Source organism: Hydrogenophaga sp. (assembly GCF_026125825.1).
Classification (GTDB): domain Bacteria; phylum Pseudomonadota; class Gammaproteobacteria; order Burkholderiales; family Burkholderiaceae_C; genus Hydrogenophaga.
Window position 1 is genome coordinate 1 of record NZ_JAHCKK010000004.1, and the last position, 14,330, is coordinate 14,330.

18 protein-coding genes are annotated in these 14,330 nt (G+C 71.1%); 13 read left to right on the forward strand and 5 right to left on the reverse strand.

The features are described from left to right. Positions 1-687, forward strand: a 687-nt coding sequence (locus KIT86_RS03120; protein ID WP_297394976.1) for a transporter associated domain-containing protein, incomplete at its 5' end; no start/stop codon positions are given. Between the two features lie 9 nt (positions 688-696). On the opposite strand, the gene KIT86_RS03125 is transcribed toward KIT86_RS03120, so the two are convergent. After that, a complete protein-coding gene (locus KIT86_RS03125) occupies positions 697-2,973 on the reverse strand; it encodes an ATP-dependent DNA helicase (RefSeq protein WP_297394978.1) in 2,277 nt (758 codons plus the stop codon). A 33-nt stretch (positions 2,974-3,006) separates the two neighbouring features. Between KIT86_RS03125 and KIT86_RS03130 the strand changes: the two genes are divergently transcribed. From KIT86_RS03130 to KIT86_RS03150, 5 genes are all read left to right on the forward strand, one after another. Continuing rightward, positions 3,007-3,807 carry a hypothetical protein gene (locus KIT86_RS03130; RefSeq protein WP_297394980.1) on the forward strand — a complete coding sequence of 267 codons (801 nt, stop codon included), beginning with the start codon at positions 3,007-3,009 and terminating at the stop codon, positions 3,805-3,807. A 79-nt stretch (positions 3,808-3,886) separates the two neighbouring features. Beyond that, positions 3,887-4,408 carry a DUF962 domain-containing protein gene (locus tag KIT86_RS03135; protein ID WP_297394982.1) on the forward strand — a complete coding sequence of 174 codons (522 nt, stop codon included), beginning with the start codon at positions 3,887-3,889 and terminating at the stop codon, positions 4,406-4,408. Beyond that, entirely contained in the window at positions 4,405-4,926 is a 522-nt protein-coding gene (locus KIT86_RS03140; protein WP_297394984.1) for a GNAT family N-acetyltransferase, read from the forward strand. Before KIT86_RS03135 ends, KIT86_RS03140 begins: the two co-directional genes overlap by 4 nt. Before the next feature lie 59 nt (positions 4,927-4,985). Continuing rightward, positions 4,986-5,459, forward strand: a complete 474-nt coding sequence (locus KIT86_RS03145; protein WP_297394986.1) for an Rrf2 family transcriptional regulator — start codon at positions 4,986-4,988, stop codon at positions 5,457-5,459. Beyond that, positions 5,434-6,333: an NAD(P)/FAD-dependent oxidoreductase gene (locus KIT86_RS03150; RefSeq protein WP_297394988.1), complete on the forward strand. Its 900-nt coding sequence runs from the start codon at positions 5,434-5,436 to the stop codon at positions 6,331-6,333. The genes KIT86_RS03145 and KIT86_RS03150 overlap by 26 nt, the downstream gene beginning before the upstream one ends. A 152-nt stretch (positions 6,334-6,485) precedes the next feature. Here the strand turns inward: KIT86_RS03150 and KIT86_RS03155 are convergent, their stop codons facing one another. Together KIT86_RS03155 and KIT86_RS03160 are read right to left on the reverse strand one after the other, a co-directional pair. Continuing rightward, on the reverse strand, positions 6,486-7,274 hold the full coding sequence (locus KIT86_RS03155) for a metallophosphoesterase (protein ID WP_297394989.1): 789 nt from the start codon (positions 7,272-7,274) through the stop codon (positions 6,486-6,488). After that, positions 7,271-8,242, reverse strand: coding sequence for a diacylglycerol kinase family protein (locus KIT86_RS03160; protein WP_297394990.1), 972 nt, complete (start codon positions 8,240-8,242; stop codon positions 7,271-7,273). Before KIT86_RS03160 ends, KIT86_RS03155 begins: the two co-directional genes overlap by 4 nt. A gap of 142 nt (positions 8,243-8,384) precedes the next feature. Between KIT86_RS03160 and KIT86_RS03165 the strand changes: the two genes are divergently transcribed. From KIT86_RS03165 to KIT86_RS03185, 5 genes are all read left to right on the forward strand, one after another. Further along, positions 8,385-9,290 carry an RNA polymerase sigma-70 factor gene (locus tag KIT86_RS03165; RefSeq protein ID WP_297394991.1) on the forward strand — a complete coding sequence of 302 codons (906 nt, stop codon included), beginning with the start codon at positions 8,385-8,387 and terminating at the stop codon, positions 9,288-9,290. Positions 9,291-9,378: 88 nt separating this feature from the next. Further along, positions 9,379-9,837, forward strand: a complete 459-nt coding sequence (locus KIT86_RS03170; protein ID WP_297394993.1) for a carboxymuconolactone decarboxylase family protein — start codon at positions 9,379-9,381, stop codon at positions 9,835-9,837. Further along, positions 9,834-10,574, forward strand: a complete 741-nt coding sequence (locus KIT86_RS03175) for an SDR family oxidoreductase (protein WP_297394995.1) — start codon at positions 9,834-9,836, stop codon at positions 10,572-10,574. Before KIT86_RS03170 ends, KIT86_RS03175 begins: the two co-directional genes overlap by 4 nt. Positions 10,575-10,697: 123 nt before the next feature. Continuing rightward, positions 10,698-11,423, forward strand: a complete 726-nt coding sequence (locus KIT86_RS03180) for an enoyl-CoA hydratase-related protein (protein ID WP_297394996.1) — start codon at positions 10,698-10,700, stop codon at positions 11,421-11,423. A gap of 24 nt (positions 11,424-11,447) precedes the next feature. Further along, on the forward strand, positions 11,448-12,050 hold the full coding sequence (locus KIT86_RS03185; RefSeq protein ID WP_297394997.1) for a flavin reductase family protein: 603 nt from the start codon (positions 11,448-11,450) through the stop codon (positions 12,048-12,050). Positions 12,051-12,068: 18 nt separating this feature from the next. On the opposite strand, the gene KIT86_RS03190 is transcribed toward KIT86_RS03185, so the two are convergent. Next, the gene (locus KIT86_RS03190; protein WP_297394998.1) at positions 12,069-12,302 is read right to left on the reverse strand and encodes a SlyX family protein; all 234 of its coding nucleotides are present in this window, start codon (positions 12,300-12,302) and stop codon (positions 12,069-12,071) included. Positions 12,303-12,438: 136 nt separating this feature from the next. Here KIT86_RS03190 and KIT86_RS03195 point away from each other — a divergent pair, with 136 nt between their 5' ends. Then, a complete protein-coding gene (locus tag KIT86_RS03195) occupies positions 12,439-12,957 on the forward strand; it encodes a hypothetical protein (protein WP_297394999.1) in 519 nt (172 codons plus the stop codon). A gap of 167 nt (positions 12,958-13,124) precedes the next feature. After that, the gene (locus tag KIT86_RS03200; protein ID WP_297395001.1) at positions 13,125-13,610 is read left to right on the forward strand and encodes a hypothetical protein; all 486 of its coding nucleotides are present in this window, start codon (positions 13,125-13,127) and stop codon (positions 13,608-13,610) included. 11 nt (positions 13,611-13,621) lie between these two features. On the opposite strand, the gene KIT86_RS03205 is transcribed toward KIT86_RS03200, so the two are convergent. Continuing rightward, a complete protein-coding gene (locus KIT86_RS03205) occupies positions 13,622-14,209 on the reverse strand; it encodes a glycine zipper 2TM domain-containing protein (RefSeq protein ID WP_297395003.1) in 588 nt (195 codons plus the stop codon). Positions 14,210-14,330 lie beyond the last annotated feature (121 nt).

Below are 14,330 nucleotides of genomic sequence, written 5' to 3' on the forward strand. Positions count from 1 at the left end.
CTCACCTCCATCATGGTGCCGCATTCCGAGATCGAATGGCTTGACGCCGAAGACCGGATCGATGCGGCTGTGCAGAAAGCGTGGACCACCGGCCATTCCTGGTACCCGGTGTGCCGTGGCGGACTGGACGACGTGGTCGGTGTGATCCACCTGCCGCGCATGCTTGCGCTGCAGTCCGAAGGCAACAACGAACCGCTGATGCGCCACGTGCTGCCCGCGGTGTTCGTGCCCGAGACGCTCAGCGGCATGGAACTGCTGGAGCAGTTCCGCGAACGCGCCACGCGCATGGTCTTCGTGGTCGATGAATACGGTGTGGTGCAGGGCCTGCTCACGCCGCTGGACATGCTGGAAGCCATCACCGGCGAGCTCTCGCCGCGCACCGCGGTGGACGCCTGGGCAACGCAGCGCGAGGATGGTGCCTGGCTGGTGGACGGCGCCATGCCCGTGGCCGAGCTGAAGTCGCGCCTGGCGATCGATGACCTGCCCGACGAAGACAAGGGGCGCTACAACACCGTGGCCGGCCTGATGCAGACCGTCGCGGGCGAGCTGCTGGGCCGGCGCGAGCATGTGGACTGCGTGGGCTGGCGCTTCGAGGTGCTGGTGCTCGACGGGCGCCGCATCGACCAGGTGCTGATCACGCGGCTGCCAGCGCCCGAAGCGCAAGCGCAGGCCGAGGCCGACGGCTGAGCCGCGCGCTCACAGTCCCCACCACGCGGGCAGCCAGCGACGCACTTCCGGGCGGCCGAAGCGTTCGTCCATCAGCACCACCACGCCTTCATCGTCCGGCCCGCGGATCACGCGGCCGGCCGCCTGCACCACCTTCTGCAGGCCGGGGAAGAGGTAGGTGTAGTCGTAACCCTGGCCGAAGCGCGCCTGCAGCCGGGTGCGCAGCTGTTCATTCACCGGGTTGAGCTGCGGCAGGCCCAGCGTGGCGATGAAGGCACCGATGAGGCGCTGCCCGGGCAGGTCGATGCCTTCACCGAACGCTCCGCCGAGCACCGCGAAGCCAATGCCCTGGCTCTCTGGGGTGAAGCGCGCGACGAAGGCCTCCCGCTCGGGCTCGCCCATGCCGCGCGACTGTGCCCACACCGGCAGCGCCGGGTGCGTGGCCTGCAGCCGCTGGAGCGCCTGCTGCAGGTAGTCGAAGCTGCTGAAGAAAGCGAGGTAGTTGCCCGGCCGTTGGGCGTATTGGGCGGCCATGACCGCCACCAGCTGGTCGAGCGACGCCGCGCGGTCGGCGTAGCGCGTGGACAGGTGAGGTGTCACGCGCACCTGCAGCTGCGATGGATCGAAGGGCGAGGGCACGTCCAGCCGCGCGGTGTCTGGCGGCAGGCCCAGCAGGTCGCCCACGTAACCCATGGGACTGAGCGTGGCCGAGAACAGCGTGGCGCTGTGCGCGGCCTGCCAGCGCGGCTGCAGCAGCGGGCCGGGATCGAGGTTGCGGATGTGGAGGACCGGCTGGCGCGTGCGCCCGGCCGCGCGCGGGGAGGGGGTGAGGTCCATCAGCGAGTGCTCGGCAAACACCTCGGCCACGCGCAGGAATCGCTGCACCTCGAACAGCCATTCCTGCAGGCTTGCCGCGTTCGCGCCCTCGGGCTCCAGCGCAAGGTGGTCCGACAGCGCCGCGCTGTGGCGTTGCAGCGCGTCGATGAAGGCGCCCGGCAGCTCGGGCAGCACGGTGTGCTCCCGCGTCTGCAGGCGCGCCAGGGCGCTCCAGGGCCGCTGCAGCCGGGCCATGGTTTTCTGCAGCGCCGCCGGCGCGCTCTTGCGCACGGCCTGGAACGCGGCCGGACGCAGCTCGGCGCTGTACATGAGCCGCGCGCGTTCGATCAGGTTGTGCGCCTCGTCCACCAGCAGGCCCACGCGCAGCCCGTCGCCCACCGTGAGCGCCCAGGCGTGCGCGCTGAGGTCGAAGAAGTGGTTGAAGTCACCCACGACCACGTCGCTCCAGCGCAGCAGGTCCTGGCCCAGGTAATAGGGGCACACCTCATGGGCCAGCGCGGTCTCGCGCAGCGCGGTCCTGTCGAGCCAGCCGGCCTGCACGGCCGCCTCGCGCGCGGCCGGCAGCCGGTCGTAGAAGCCGCGCGCCAGGGGGCACGACTCGCCATGGCAGGCCTTGTCCGGGTGCTCGCAGGCCTTGTCGCGCGCCACCAGTTCGAGCACGCGAAGTGGCCGGACCTTGAGGCGTTGAAGCGCATGCAGCGCAAGCTGGCGGCCGGGTGTCTTGGCGGTGAGGTAGAAGAGCTTGTGCGTGCCCTGGTCGGGTGCGGCGCGCAGGGCCGCGAACAGCGTGGCCATGGTCTTGCCGATGCCGGTGGGGGCCTGAGCCAGCAGGTGGCGCCCGGCACCATGGCAGCGGTAGACGGCCGCGGCCAGCTCGCGCTGCCCGGGGCGGAAGCCCTCGAACGGAAAGGCCAGCGCGCGCAGCGCCTCGTCGCGCGCGCTGCGGTGGGACCGCTCGGCCATCGCCCAGCCCTCGTAGCGGGTGCAAAGCGCTTCAAAGAAGGCTTTGAGCTCCAGGGCGCTGTGCCACACGGGCAGCACGGTTTCCTGGCCGGTGTCGATGTTGAAGTAGACCAGCGCGAGCTCGATGCGCTCCAGCGCGTGCTGTTCGCACAGCATCCAGCCGTAGACCCGCGCCTGCGCCCAGTGCAGCGCGCGGTGGTTGTCGGGGATGCGCGCGGCGTCGCCCCGGTGGGTCTTGATTTCCTCCAGGCGCGGTACCGCGGGGTCGAAGCCATCGGCCCGGCCTTGCACCCGCAGTCCGCCGCAGCAGGTGCTCAGCGGCACTTCGCGCAGGTAGCCCGCCGCGCGCCGCGCGGTGACCAGGCTGTGGCCGGCGATGCCCTCCTGCGCGCTGGGCGAGGGCGTGAAGCGCAGGTCCAGGTCGCCCGCCTTGGCCGCGAACGCGCACAGCACGCGCACCGCCACAGAGGGGGTGGACGTGTCGATGGACGGTGGGTTGGCCGACATGGCCCACCATGGTACTGGATATATAGTCAGTGGATGGACGCCATCGCCCCCGCCCTGACGCGGCGCCACCACCAGCGCCTTCGCGAGATCTACCGTTCGGCCGGCTGGCCTTGTCACGACATGCTGGAGGTGGAACTGCTGGCCGCCGGCCTGCTGGAGCGCCGGCCTTCGCCCGGGGGGTTCGAGAGCCTGCGCGTGACCGAGGCTGGCATCCAGCGGCTGGCCGAGGTGTTCAGCCAGAACAAGGCGGCGCGCTCACCGCACGAGGCGCTGGTGGAGCGCGTGGCCACGGCGATGGCGCAGTCGGGCCGGCTCACCTGGCGCGGCCTGGCACTGCGCGTGCCGCTGCCTCGTGAGCTGCTGGATGGCGGCGAGCCCGCCACGCAACCGGGTGGCCCGCAGCAGGCCTGCGCCTTCGAGGGCGAGGCCGTGTCCGGTGCGCCCGGTCACGCCTGGTGCGTGGCCTGCCCGGATGTGTTCTCCGTGCGCCACACCACCGTGGAGGCCTATCTGGAGCCCGTGGTGCATGAGATCAAGGTGAGCCGGGCCGACCTGCTGGGTGATCTGCGCAAACCCGCCAAGCGCGCCGCCTACCTGGGCCTGGCCAGCGCCTGCTGGTACGTGCTGGGACAGGACGCCAGGGGCCGGCCCATCGCCGCGCCCGAGGAGGTGCCGGCCGAGTGCGGCGTGATGCAGCTCGAAGGCGAGCGGCTGGTGGTGGCGCGCGAGGCGCCGCGCCGCGCGATCGAACGCCTGCCGTTCCATGTGTGGATGGCGCTGGCCCGCAGCGGGCCGGCCGTGCGACCTCAGGACGACGCGCAGTCGCTGCTGTGACGCGGCGGGTGAAATCCCGCTGGCGCGGCGGCGCCGCTCTGGCGATGATGTGCGCCTGTGCTGTTTCACGGAGACCACGATGAAAACCCTGAACGACCACTTGAGCCAGTACGCGGCCTACCACCGCGACCGCCGCAACATCGTCACGCATTTCGTCGGCATTCCCATGATCGTGCTCTCGGTCGTGGTGCTGCTGGCCCGACCGGCCTTCGAGGTGGCGGGCCTGTCCCTGTCGTTGGCCACGCTGGCGGTGATCGCTGCCACGCTCTACTACCTGCGGCTGGACCTGCGCTTTGGCGTGGTGATGGGCGTGCTGCTCGCCGCCTGCCTGGCGGTGGCGCATGCCACCGCCAGCCTGTCCACCGGCGCCTGGGCCACCTTCGGCGTCGGCCTGTTCGTGGTGGGCTGGGTGATCCAGTTCGTCGGGCACGTCTTCGAAGGCCGCAAACCGGCCTTTGTGGATGACGTCATGGGGCTCATCATCGGTCCGCTGTTCGTGGTGGCCGAGCTGGCCTTCCTGATGGGCCTGCGCCGCGAGGTGGAGGCGGTGGTCGAGTCGCGCGCAGGCCCGGTGCGCGGCGGCCGCGAGTTGGCCAAGTGATCCGGCCCGAGTCGCCCGGCGACGTCGAAGCCATCCACGCCCTGACGGCGGCGGCCTTCCAGCGCGCGCCGCACACCAGCCACACCGAGCACCTGATCGTCGACGCGCTGCGCGCTGCGGGGCAGCTGGCGGTGTCGCTGGTCGATGAGCGGCAGGGGGCCTTGGTGGGTCATGTGGCGGTGTCACCGGTGGCCGTCTCAGACGGCACGCGGGACTGGTTTGGTCTGGGGCCGATCTCGGTGCTGCCCGGTTACCAGGGGCTGGGCGTGGGCAGCGGGCTCATGCGCGCGGCCCTGCAGCGCCTGCGCGATCTGGGCGCAGGCGGCTGCGTGCTGGTGGGTGAGCCCGCCTTCTACGGCCGCTTTGGTTTTCGGGCCTGGCCCAGCCTGCTGCTGCCCGGCGTGCCGCCGGCGTATTTCCAGGCCCTGGCCCTCAATGGACGGGTGCCGCATGGCGAGGTGAGTTACCACGACGCCTTCGACGTGCGGCCGCCAGCTTCGGAAAGCCACACGGCCTGAGAGGGTTGATCGCCACTTCGTCGGTGGTTGGTTTCATTTCATGTAACTATTCAAGTTACATGAAACTCGACAGCAAACTTTCCTCCATCCTCCACCTGCTGCTGCACATGGCGCAGAGTGAGCGGCCCATGACCTCCGAGGCGCTGGCAGCGTGCCTGCAGGGCAGCAGCCCGGTGGTGGTCCGGCGCACGCTCGCCGGCCTTCGCGAGGCCGGCTTCGTGAGCTCCGAGCGGGGACACGGCGGCGGCTGGGTGCTGGCCTGCAACCTCAAGACCGTGACCTTGCGCGATGTGTACGACGCGGTCGGGGCACCCACGGTGTTCGCGATCGGCCACCGCTCGGACAACCCCGAGTGTCTGGTCGAGCAGGCGGTGAATGAGGCGCTGTCGGGTGCGCTGCAGGACGCCCAGGCCCTGCTGGTGCAGCGACTCGGCCGCGTGACGCTGGCCGACCTCGCGGCCGATTTCAACCGCCGTTTCGACGCCCATCCCCATGCCAGGAGCCACCATGACCCGCACCACCCTCCCCAATGACGCGATCGTGATCGGCGGCAGCTACGCCGGCCTGTCTGCCGCCCTGCAGCTTGCGCGGGCGCGCCGCCGCGTGCTGGTCATCGACGCCGGCCTTCGCCGCAACCGCTTCGCCAGCGCCTCGCACGGCTTCCTGGGCCAGGATGGCCGCGCCCCCGGCGACATCGCCGCCGAGGGCAAGGCCCAGCTGCTGGCCTACCCCCATGTGCGCTGGCTGGACGGCACGGTCGCGCGCGCACAGGCGCAGGGCGAGGGGTTTGATGTGGAGCTCGCCGATGGCCGCACCGAGCAGGCCCGCACGCTGGTGATCGCCACCGGTGTGGTCGATGAACTGCCACCCATCGAAGGGCTGGCCGAGCGCTGGGGGCGGGGCGTCTTCCACTGCCCCTACTGCCATGGCTACGAACTGGACAACGGGCGCATCGGCGTGCTCGCGGTCAGCGAGATGTCGATGCACCATGCGCTGATGCTGCCGGACTGGGGGGCGACCACGCTGTTTCTCAACGATGCCTTCGTGCCCGACGAGGCGCAGCGCGCCGCGCTGGCCGCGCGAGGGGTGGCGGTGGAAGGAGGCGCGGTGGCGCGCCTGCTGGACACGGCCACGGTGGCGATGCGCGATGGCCGCCGCTTCGCCATGGACGGCCTGTTCACGATGGCGCGCACGCACCTGGCCAGCCCGGTGGCCGCGCAGCTGGGCTGCGCCATGGACGAAGGCCCCACGGGCGCGTTCATCCGCACCGATGCGATGCAAGGCACCAGTGTGCCCGGCGTGTTCGCCTGCGGCGACGCTGCCCGTGCGGCGGGCAACGTGGCGATCTCGGTGGGCGCGGGTGCCATGGCCGGGGCCAGCGCGCACCGCACCCTGATGTTCGGTTGACAGGATGCTTCGGTCCTTGGCGGCAGCGCGACGCGCGCTCACACAAGAGGACGCCCTCCAGCGCACCGAGGGTCCGGCCCGGCCCCCATGGCGGCCCCTTCCAGCCTGAGGCGCGAGAGAAGGGGAGCCGCGAGGCGGCTCACCGGGTGGCCTTACCTCGCGGGCTGCACGCGCGTCACGCGCGCCTGCACGAAAGCCTGCTCGGTGACGGAGTGGTCCCACTGCTCGATGGTGCAGGCGCGTTCGGCCGCATGCCAGCGCACCAGGTTGACCGAATTGGGCGCGCCGGGCCGCACGCGGCGCGACACGGCGGTGCCAGCCTGCACCGCCCACATGGGCCGCGCCAGGCCGGGCAGGGCCATGACGTAAGGCAGGTGGATGTGGCCGCCCATCACCAGGTCGGCCCCGGCGGCGGCCCAGGCAGCTTGTGCGGCGGCGTGGCCGATCAGGCGGTCCGGCTCGTCTTGCGGGCGCTGCACGTCGATGGGCTGGTGCACCACCACCACGCGCAGCTGGGCTGGCGTGGCCTCGGCCAGCCGCGCCGCCACGCGCGCGACCTGCGCGGTCGACACCTCGCCGTTCTTGTGCCGGTGCGCGCGCGTGGTGTTCACCGCCAGCACCAACATTCCGGGCGAGCTGAACTGCGGTTCGAGCTCGTCCCCGAAGGCCGCGCGCAGGCCTGCGTAAGGCCGCATCAGCCGCGCCCAGGCGTTGAAGAGCGGGATGTCGTGGTTGCCCGGGATGACGAGCCGGGGCGCGCCCAGCTGGTCCATGAAACGGCGAGCGGCCTCGAACTGCCCAGCGTGGGCGCGCTGGGTGATGTCGCCTGAGAGCACCACCAGATCGGGTCGCAGCCGCTGGGCCAGCTGCACCAGGGCATTGACCACGGGCGCCTGCTCGGTGCCGAAGTGGGGGTCGGAGACCTGCAGGATCGCACTCAAGCAGGGACCTCGCGGTCGGCGGGTGCCGGTTTCAGCAGGAACAGAGGCACTGGCAGCACGCGCACATCCAGCGGTGTCTTCATGCGCATGACTTCACCGTCGATCGCGACTTTCAGGCGCCGCGCCCCCGCCACCGCCGGTGCGCGCACCACCATCTGCTGGAACTCGAAGTGCTCGATGTCGTCGGCCTCGCCGAGCGTGCCCATGGCGCCTTGCCACATCAGGCGCAGCAGGGCCCCGGTGCCGATGGGCCTGAGCATCACGGCCGTGACGCGGCCGTTGTCGCGCGCGCCATCGGGGCGCTGGTCTGCCACCACGCCGACCTGCTCGAGCTGCAGGCGGTTGTTGCCCACGAAGAGCGTGAGGGTCTTCACCTCGCGCTGCGCGCCGTCCAGGCCGATGCGCAGCGTCAGACGCCGCTGCGCGCGAAACAGCGTGGCGAAGGCCGCCCAGATCGCCACCCATTGGCTGCGCCCGAAACGGTTCTTCCAGACCTCGCGGTCTTCCAGCAAATCGGGGTACAGGCCCACGCTGGCGTTCACCAGGAACAAGCGCTCGTTGACGGCGGCGACCTGCACCGGCTCGGGCCGCGCGCCCATGAGCTGCGCCATGGCGGCGGCCACGTCGGTGGCGATGCCGTGCGTGCGCGCGAAGTAGTTGAAGGTGCCTCGCGGAATCACGCCCAGGGCGCAGCCGGCGGTGTGCGCGGCCTGGGCCACGGTGTTGATGGTGCCGTCGCCGCCCACGGCGACGATGGCCGAGTTCGTTTCGCGCGCCTGCTGCGCCAGCTCCGCGGTGCGGCGGGGCAGATCGGCCGGTTCGCACACGTGCAACTGGCCCGGCCGACCCGCAGCGCGCAGCGCGGCCTCGATGGTCGCGCGCGTGCCGTCGCCATCCTGGCTGCCGGAGCGGCTGTTGATGACGAAATGAAGGGTCGCGGCCGGATCGAGTGTGGGGATGTCTGGCATGGCGGAGGGTGGAATGGTTCGGGTCAGTGTAGCGGCCGCCCGCCGCGCTGGGGGCCTTGCGCACCAGAGCGCGTGCGGGGTGGACGGGGCGGGTAGCATCGCGTTCTGTCACAAACGGGGGCGCTCGTCCGTCTGGCTGTTCATGAACGATCCCACCACGACCTTCAACCGCCTGCGCCCCCGGCTGCAGGGCATCGCCTACCGCATGCTGGGCTCCGCAGCCGAGGCCGAGGAGGTGGTGCAGGACGCCTGGCTGCGCTGGCACGAGGCCGCGCACGCCGACCTGGACAGCGGCGAGGCCTGGCTGGTCACCGTGACCACGCGCCTGGCGATCGACCGCCTGCGCAGCGCCAAAGTGCAGCGCGAGCACTACATCGGGACCTGGCTGCCCGAGCCGCTGCTGGGCGATGGGCCGGTGACGCCCGAGCAGATGCTCGAGCGCGCCGACGACGTGTCGGTGGCCTTTCTGGCCATGCTGGAGCGGCTGGCGCCTGAGGCGCGCGCGGCCTTTCTCATGCGCGAGGTGTTCGACGCCGACTATGGCGAGGTGGCGCAGGCCCTGGGCAAGACCGAGAGCGCCTGCCGCCAGATCGTGCACCGCGCCAAGGCGCAGCTGCAGGACGACCGACCGCGCCACATCGTGCCGCGCGAGGCCCAGCTGCGCCTGCTGCGCGGCTTTGCCGATGCCGCCGCCACCGGACAGTTCGACAGGCTGCAGTCGCTGCTGGCCGAAGACGCCCAGCTGATCGGCGACGGCGGCGGCAAGGTGCCGAGTATCGGCGTGCCCCTGGTGGGCGCGCGGCGCATTGCGCAGCTCTTCTACGCCACGCACCGGCGCTTCGGGGCGGGGGTGCGCTTCGAGGTCGTGGTGCTCAACGGGCAATGGGGCCTGCTGCGCTTCATCCAGGGCGGGCTGGAGTCGGCGCAGTCGTTCGTGACCGACGGCGAGCGCATCCTGCGCCTGCACGTGCAGCGCAACCCCGACAAGCTCGCGCGCATCGCCGCTGCGCTGGGGCGCGACGACGGCCAGACTGGGGGGCTGGCGTAGCGACGGGTGAACGGCCCCTGGCTGTCACAAACCCGAGGCCTTGACCGTCTTCAGAGGTGTGTTCCCCAACCCCTCTGAAAGGCGAAGCATGACATCACCCCGACTCCCCTGGACCGAGATCGCCCCCAAGGCCTACCAGGCCATGGCCGCCGTCGGCGCCACCACCGCCGGCTCCTCGCTTGGCCCCATCCTGATCGAACTCGTGAAGACCCGTGTCTCGCAGCTCAACGGCTGCGCCTTCTGCGTGGACATGCACGTGCGCGACCTGCGCAAGCACGGCGAGCGCTGGCAGCGCATCAACAGCCTTGTGACCTGGCGCGAGGCGGGCCTGTACAGCGAGCGCGAGCGTGCCGCGCTCAACTGGGCCGAGTCCCTGACCCGCCTGGTGGATCACCACGGCAGCCGCGACGCCGATTTCGCGCTGCTACAGACCCAGCTCAGCGATCAGGAAATCGTCGAGCTGTGCTGGACCATCGCGCAGATCAACGCCTGGAACCGCATGGCCGTGGGCATGCACGCACCCGTGGCCCACAAGGAGATCGCATGAACATCGTGGTCATCGGAGGCAGCGGCCTCATCGGGAAACAACTCACCGCCCTGCTGCGCCAGGCCGGCCATGGGGTCACCGCGGCCTCGCCTTCGTCGGGTGTCAACGCCGTCACCGGCCAAGGCCTGAGCGAGGCGCTGGCCGGCGCGCAGGTGGTGGTGGATGTGAGCAACTCGCCGTCCTTCGAGGACGAGGCGGTGATGCACTTCTTCCGCCAATCCACCCGCAACCTGCTGGACGCCAGCGCGCGCGCCGGTGTGAGGCACTTCGTCGCCTTGTCGGTGGGCGGCTCTGAGCGCGTCGTCGCGAGCGGCTACTTCCGCGCCAAGGTGGCGCAGGAAGCGCTGATCCAGGAAGGGCGGGTGCCGTACACCATCGTGCGCGCCACGCAATTCCACGAGTTCCTGATGGCGATCGCCGACGTGGCCACCGAAGGCCGGACCGTGCGCCTGCCCCCGGCGCCGCTGCAGCCCATCGCGGCCAGCGACGTGGCCGGGGCGCTGGCCGACGTGGCGGTCCAGCCCCCGCTCAACGGGACCTGCGAGGTCGCGGGGCCCCAGGCCGTGCCACTGGACCAGCTCGTGCGGCAGCTGTTGCAGGCGCGCCAGGACCCGCGCGAGGTGGTGTCGGACCCGCAGGCCACCTACTTCGGCTCGCCACTGGAAGGCCCTGCCCTGATCCCCGGCCCCGGCGCGCGCATCGGCAAGGTGTCGCTGGCTCAGTGGCTGGCTTCATAGCAGGACCTGCCTGGAGCAGGCGCAGGCCCTTGTGCGCCGTGCCCGCCAAGTCGAGGCATTGGGCGAGGGAGTAAGGCGCCCAGGCCCATCGCCCTGTGACAAGACGCGTGTACGCTCTGGCCCATGCACCTGATCCAGACCTTTGATGCGGGCGTGCTCGAATTGCGCCTGAACCGCCCCGCGCGCCTCAACGCCCTCACGCTGGCGCTCGCGAGCGACCTGCTGGCGGCGGCGCAGGCGGGTGTCGCCGATCCGGCGGTCCGGGTCGTCCTGCTCACCGGCGAAGGCCGCGCCTTCTGCGCCGGCAAGGACCGGGACGACCCGCCCACCCCCGCCTTCGTGCAGACCCTGCAAGCCCTGGCCTCGGTGCTTGTGGGCTGCCCCCAGCCGGTGGTGACGGCGGTGCAGGGCTGGGTGGTGGGCGCCGGTGTCGAGCTCATGCTCAACGGCGACCTCACCCTGGCCGCGCGCGGCGCGCGCCTGGCGCTGCCCGAGGTGCAGGTGGGCCTGTTCGGCACCGGTGGCGTGGCCGCGTTGCTGCCGCGCCTGGTGGGGCTGCAGAAGGCCAAGGGCCTGCTGATGCTGGGACAGGAGCTGGGGGCTGAGGATGCCGAGCGCTGGGGCCTGGTGTGGCAAGTGGTGGACGACGACGCGTTGCCGGCCCAGGCGCGCCAGCTGGCGCAGCGGCTGGCGGCCAGCAGCCCGGCGCTGCTCGCCGAGGTCAAGCAACTCTTGCACCGGGAACACCTGGGCGATTTCGCCGCGTCGCTCGCGCGCGAGACCGCGGTGCACCAGCGCCTGGACCCCTTGAGCGGCACGGTCACCAATCCGGGCAGCCAGCGGCGCTGAGGCGGTCTCTGCACAATGCCGGACATGACGACCACCCCGGCACCCCAACCCCGCTTCTTCCAGCCCGTTCCCCTCGACAAGGCCTACCGCCTCATCAACCACGGCCCCACGGTGCTCGTGTCCTGCGCCCACGCCGGCGAGGTCAACGTGATGGCCGCTGCCTGGGCCTGTGCGCTGGACTTTTCACCGCCGAAGGTGACGGTGGTGATCGACAAGGCCACCCGCACGCGCGCGCTGGTGGAGGGCAGCGGGTGCTTTGCGTTGTGCGTGCCATCGGCTGGCCTGGCCGCGCTCACGCTGGGCGTGGGCACCGACAGCGCGCTCACCGTGCCGGACAAGCTCGCGCGCCATGGAGTGAAGGTCTTTGATGCGCCCGCGCACCCGGCCCTGCCGCTGGTGGAGGGCTGCGTGGCCTGGCTCGCGTGCCGGGTGATGCCCGAGCCGCACAACCAGGCCGCCTATGACCTGTTCATCGGCGAGGTGGTGGGCGCGTGGGCGGACGAGCGGGTCTTCCGCGCGGGGCGCTGGCACTTCGATGGCGCACCCGATCACCTGCGCACCCTGCATTACGTGGCCGGGGGGCAGTTCTACGCCACGGGGGCCTCGCTCCAGGTGGGCGGTGGCTGAGGCCGGCGGGGTTTCGCCTCAGTAGTGCGGGGGCAGCTCGTCGCGCGGGTTGCGCACGACCGGCGCTGCCTGGGGGGCGCCCTGCTGGCGCAGGCGGCCGACCTCGCGCAGCAGCAGGTCGATCTGTTCCTGCTGGCGGGCCACCAGCTGGTTGAGCGTGTCGAGCAGATCGTCGGCGTAGCTGGCCTTGATTTCGAGTTCGGTCAGGCGCTGTTCGATCTCGGCGCCAGGGGTTTGGGAAAACGTGGTCATCCCCCTATTGGACGACAGGTTGGCGTTGGCCGTGGCGCCAAAGCCACTGTGTGTCATCGCACAGACGCTCCTGGGCGGCTGCGCCACCCTCGGGTCCATCCTGCGCCCTGTGCGCGACATGCCTGGAGGAGTCCCGATGCCCGATGCCCGCCCGGCGGCTGAAACGCCCGCCTCGACCTGGTTCAGCGACACGCTGGTTCAGCTGCCCTCAGCGCCGCAACCCGATGGCATGCCGGCGGGTCACTGGATGAGCACCGCCGCCGCTTTCGCCGACACCGGGGGCCTGATCAGTGGTGACGAACTGGCGCAATGCCTGCGTGAGCATGGCGAGCGCAACGGGAGCCTGGGCGTGACCCAGCCCGTCTCGCTCGTGGCGCGCTGGATCGTGTCGCGTGCGGTGGTGTCGATCGACACCCCCTGGGGTCACCTGCTGCCCATGTTCCAGTTCGATCTGCCGCGTGCCTCGCTGTACCCCGGGATGCCCGTGGTGCTGGCGGAACTGCGCGGCGTGCTCGAAGGCGCGGAGCTGGCCTTGTGGTTCGTGACCCCCAACGAATGGCTTCAAGGGGAGCGCCCCGCGCTGGCGATGCACACCCGCCTGCCCGCCGTGCGGCACGCCGCGCGCGCCGACCGCTACGTGGCGCTGGGCGGCTGAGCCCTTTTGCGCTGCGCCTGGGCGCCGCCAGGCGTTTGGTGGCGGCACGGGGCCGGCGTGTGCCGCCCACCGGTCGCTGCGTGCCGTGGTGCAGATCGGCAGGCATGGCCTGCGGCATTCTTGGATCTCCTTGACCGCCCGCGCGCGGCACGTCTCCAGGGGATTCCATGGCCAACCTTCACCTGCCCACCCTCTCGCCGATGAATCGCTGTCAGGCGATGCGGTCCACGGCCAGCAGCGACGCGAACCGCTGGATGTCCATGGCCGCGGCGTTTGCCGACACCGGGGGGCTGGTCGGCGGGGACGAACTGGCCGACCTCATCCGCCATCAGTCCCTGCACAACGCGGCGCTGCAAATTTCCCAGCCGGTGTCGCTGGTGGCGCGCTGGATCGTCTCGGGCCGGGCCATCTCCATGGACAGCCCCTGGGGCATCGTCTTGCCGTTGTTCCAGTTCGATCTGGAGCGCGGCAACCTGCACCCGGAGGTGCCCATGGTGCGGGCGGAACTGGGCGACGTTCTCCAGGGGCCGGAGGTGGCCCTCTGGTTCGTGACCCCCAACCAGTGGCTCGGCGGCGATCGGCCGGTGGAGGCCCTGCACACCCGGTTGCCGCAAGTGCGGCGCGCCGCCCGCCATGTGGCGCACAGCGCCTGACACCACGGGATTCAGATGCGCGGTTCGCCGCTCTCGTTGACCAGGATGGTGCGCCCCGGAGGCGAGCTCATCTGCACATGGTGCTGCACCCCACGGAAGGTGTAGCTCACGTCCCAGTACTCGGGCGCGCTGTTGCTGCTCACGTTGGTGCAGCGTTGCACGTCCTGCGTCTGCGGGTTGTTGCGGCCCACGTTCGAGCCCACGGCCGCACCCGCCACCGCACCACCGACGGTGGCGATGTCGCGGCCCGTGCCGCCACCGATCTGGTGACCCAGGATGCCGCCGATCACGCCGCCGACGATCGCGCCAGGCACGTTGCGCCGGCGCTCGACTTCCTCGCGCTCGATCCAGCAGCGCTGCCCGCCACCGTAGATGGCGCGCGAGGCGCTCACCGGCACTTCATACAGGGTTTCCGACTCGCGGCGGCGGTAGTCGCGCGCCACCGGCTGGCCCGGGGCGGGGGCCTGGTACACCGGTGAAGGGTAGGCCTGTGAACTCACGGGCGGGCTGGAGCCGCACCCGGCGAGACCCAGCGCGGCGACCGCCGCCAGCAAGGCGTTGCGGTGGGACACATGGAAGGGGGTGTGAAAGAGGTTCATGGTCGCTCCTTGTGGGATGGCAAATTCATGCCTTCCAATGTGCGCCTGGCCCCCTGGGGCGGTCTGTGCGGCAGGACACCGACGCGCAGGAGGGCCTCTGCCGGCCGCGCAACGGCCCTGT

Coding starts and splice junctions, on each gene's coding strand:
- KIT86_RS03125 (WP_297394978.1), bottom strand. CDS start 2,973: ATGTCGGCCAACCCACCGTCCATCGACACGTCCACCCCCTCTGTGGCG.
- KIT86_RS03130 (WP_297394980.1), top strand. CDS start 3,007: ATGGACGCCATCGCCCCCGCCCTGACGCGGCGCCACCACCAGCGCCTT.
- KIT86_RS03135 (WP_297394982.1), top strand. CDS start 3,887: ATGAAAACCCTGAACGACCACTTGAGCCAGTACGCGGCCTACCACCGC.
- KIT86_RS03145 (WP_297394986.1), top strand. CDS start 4,986: ATGAAACTCGACAGCAAACTTTCCTCCATCCTCCACCTGCTGCTGCAC.
- KIT86_RS03150 (WP_297394988.1), top strand. CDS start 5,434: ATGACCCGCACCACCCTCCCCAATGACGCGATCGTGATCGGCGGCAGC.
- KIT86_RS03160 (WP_297394990.1), bottom strand. CDS start 8,242: ATGCCAGACATCCCCACACTCGATCCGGCCGCGACCCTTCATTTCGTC.
- KIT86_RS03165 (WP_297394991.1), top strand. CDS start 8,385: ATGAACGATCCCACCACGACCTTCAACCGCCTGCGCCCCCGGCTGCAG.
- KIT86_RS03170 (WP_297394993.1), top strand. CDS start 9,379: ATGACATCACCCCGACTCCCCTGGACCGAGATCGCCCCCAAGGCCTAC.
- KIT86_RS03175 (WP_297394995.1), top strand. CDS start 9,834: ATGAACATCGTGGTCATCGGAGGCAGCGGCCTCATCGGGAAACAACTC.
- KIT86_RS03180 (WP_297394996.1), top strand. CDS start 10,698: ATGCACCTGATCCAGACCTTTGATGCGGGCGTGCTCGAATTGCGCCTG.
- KIT86_RS03185 (WP_297394997.1), top strand. CDS start 11,448: ATGACGACCACCCCGGCACCCCAACCCCGCTTCTTCCAGCCCGTTCCC.
- KIT86_RS03190 (WP_297394998.1), bottom strand. CDS start 12,302: ATGACCACGTTTTCCCAAACCCCTGGCGCCGAGATCGAACAGCGCCTG.
- KIT86_RS03195 (WP_297394999.1), top strand. CDS start 12,439: ATGCCCGATGCCCGCCCGGCGGCTGAAACGCCCGCCTCGACCTGGTTC.
- KIT86_RS03200 (WP_297395001.1), top strand. CDS start 13,125: ATGGCCAACCTTCACCTGCCCACCCTCTCGCCGATGAATCGCTGTCAG.
- KIT86_RS03205 (WP_297395003.1), bottom strand. CDS start 14,209: ATGAACCTCTTTCACACCCCCTTCCATGTGTCCCACCGCAACGCCTTG.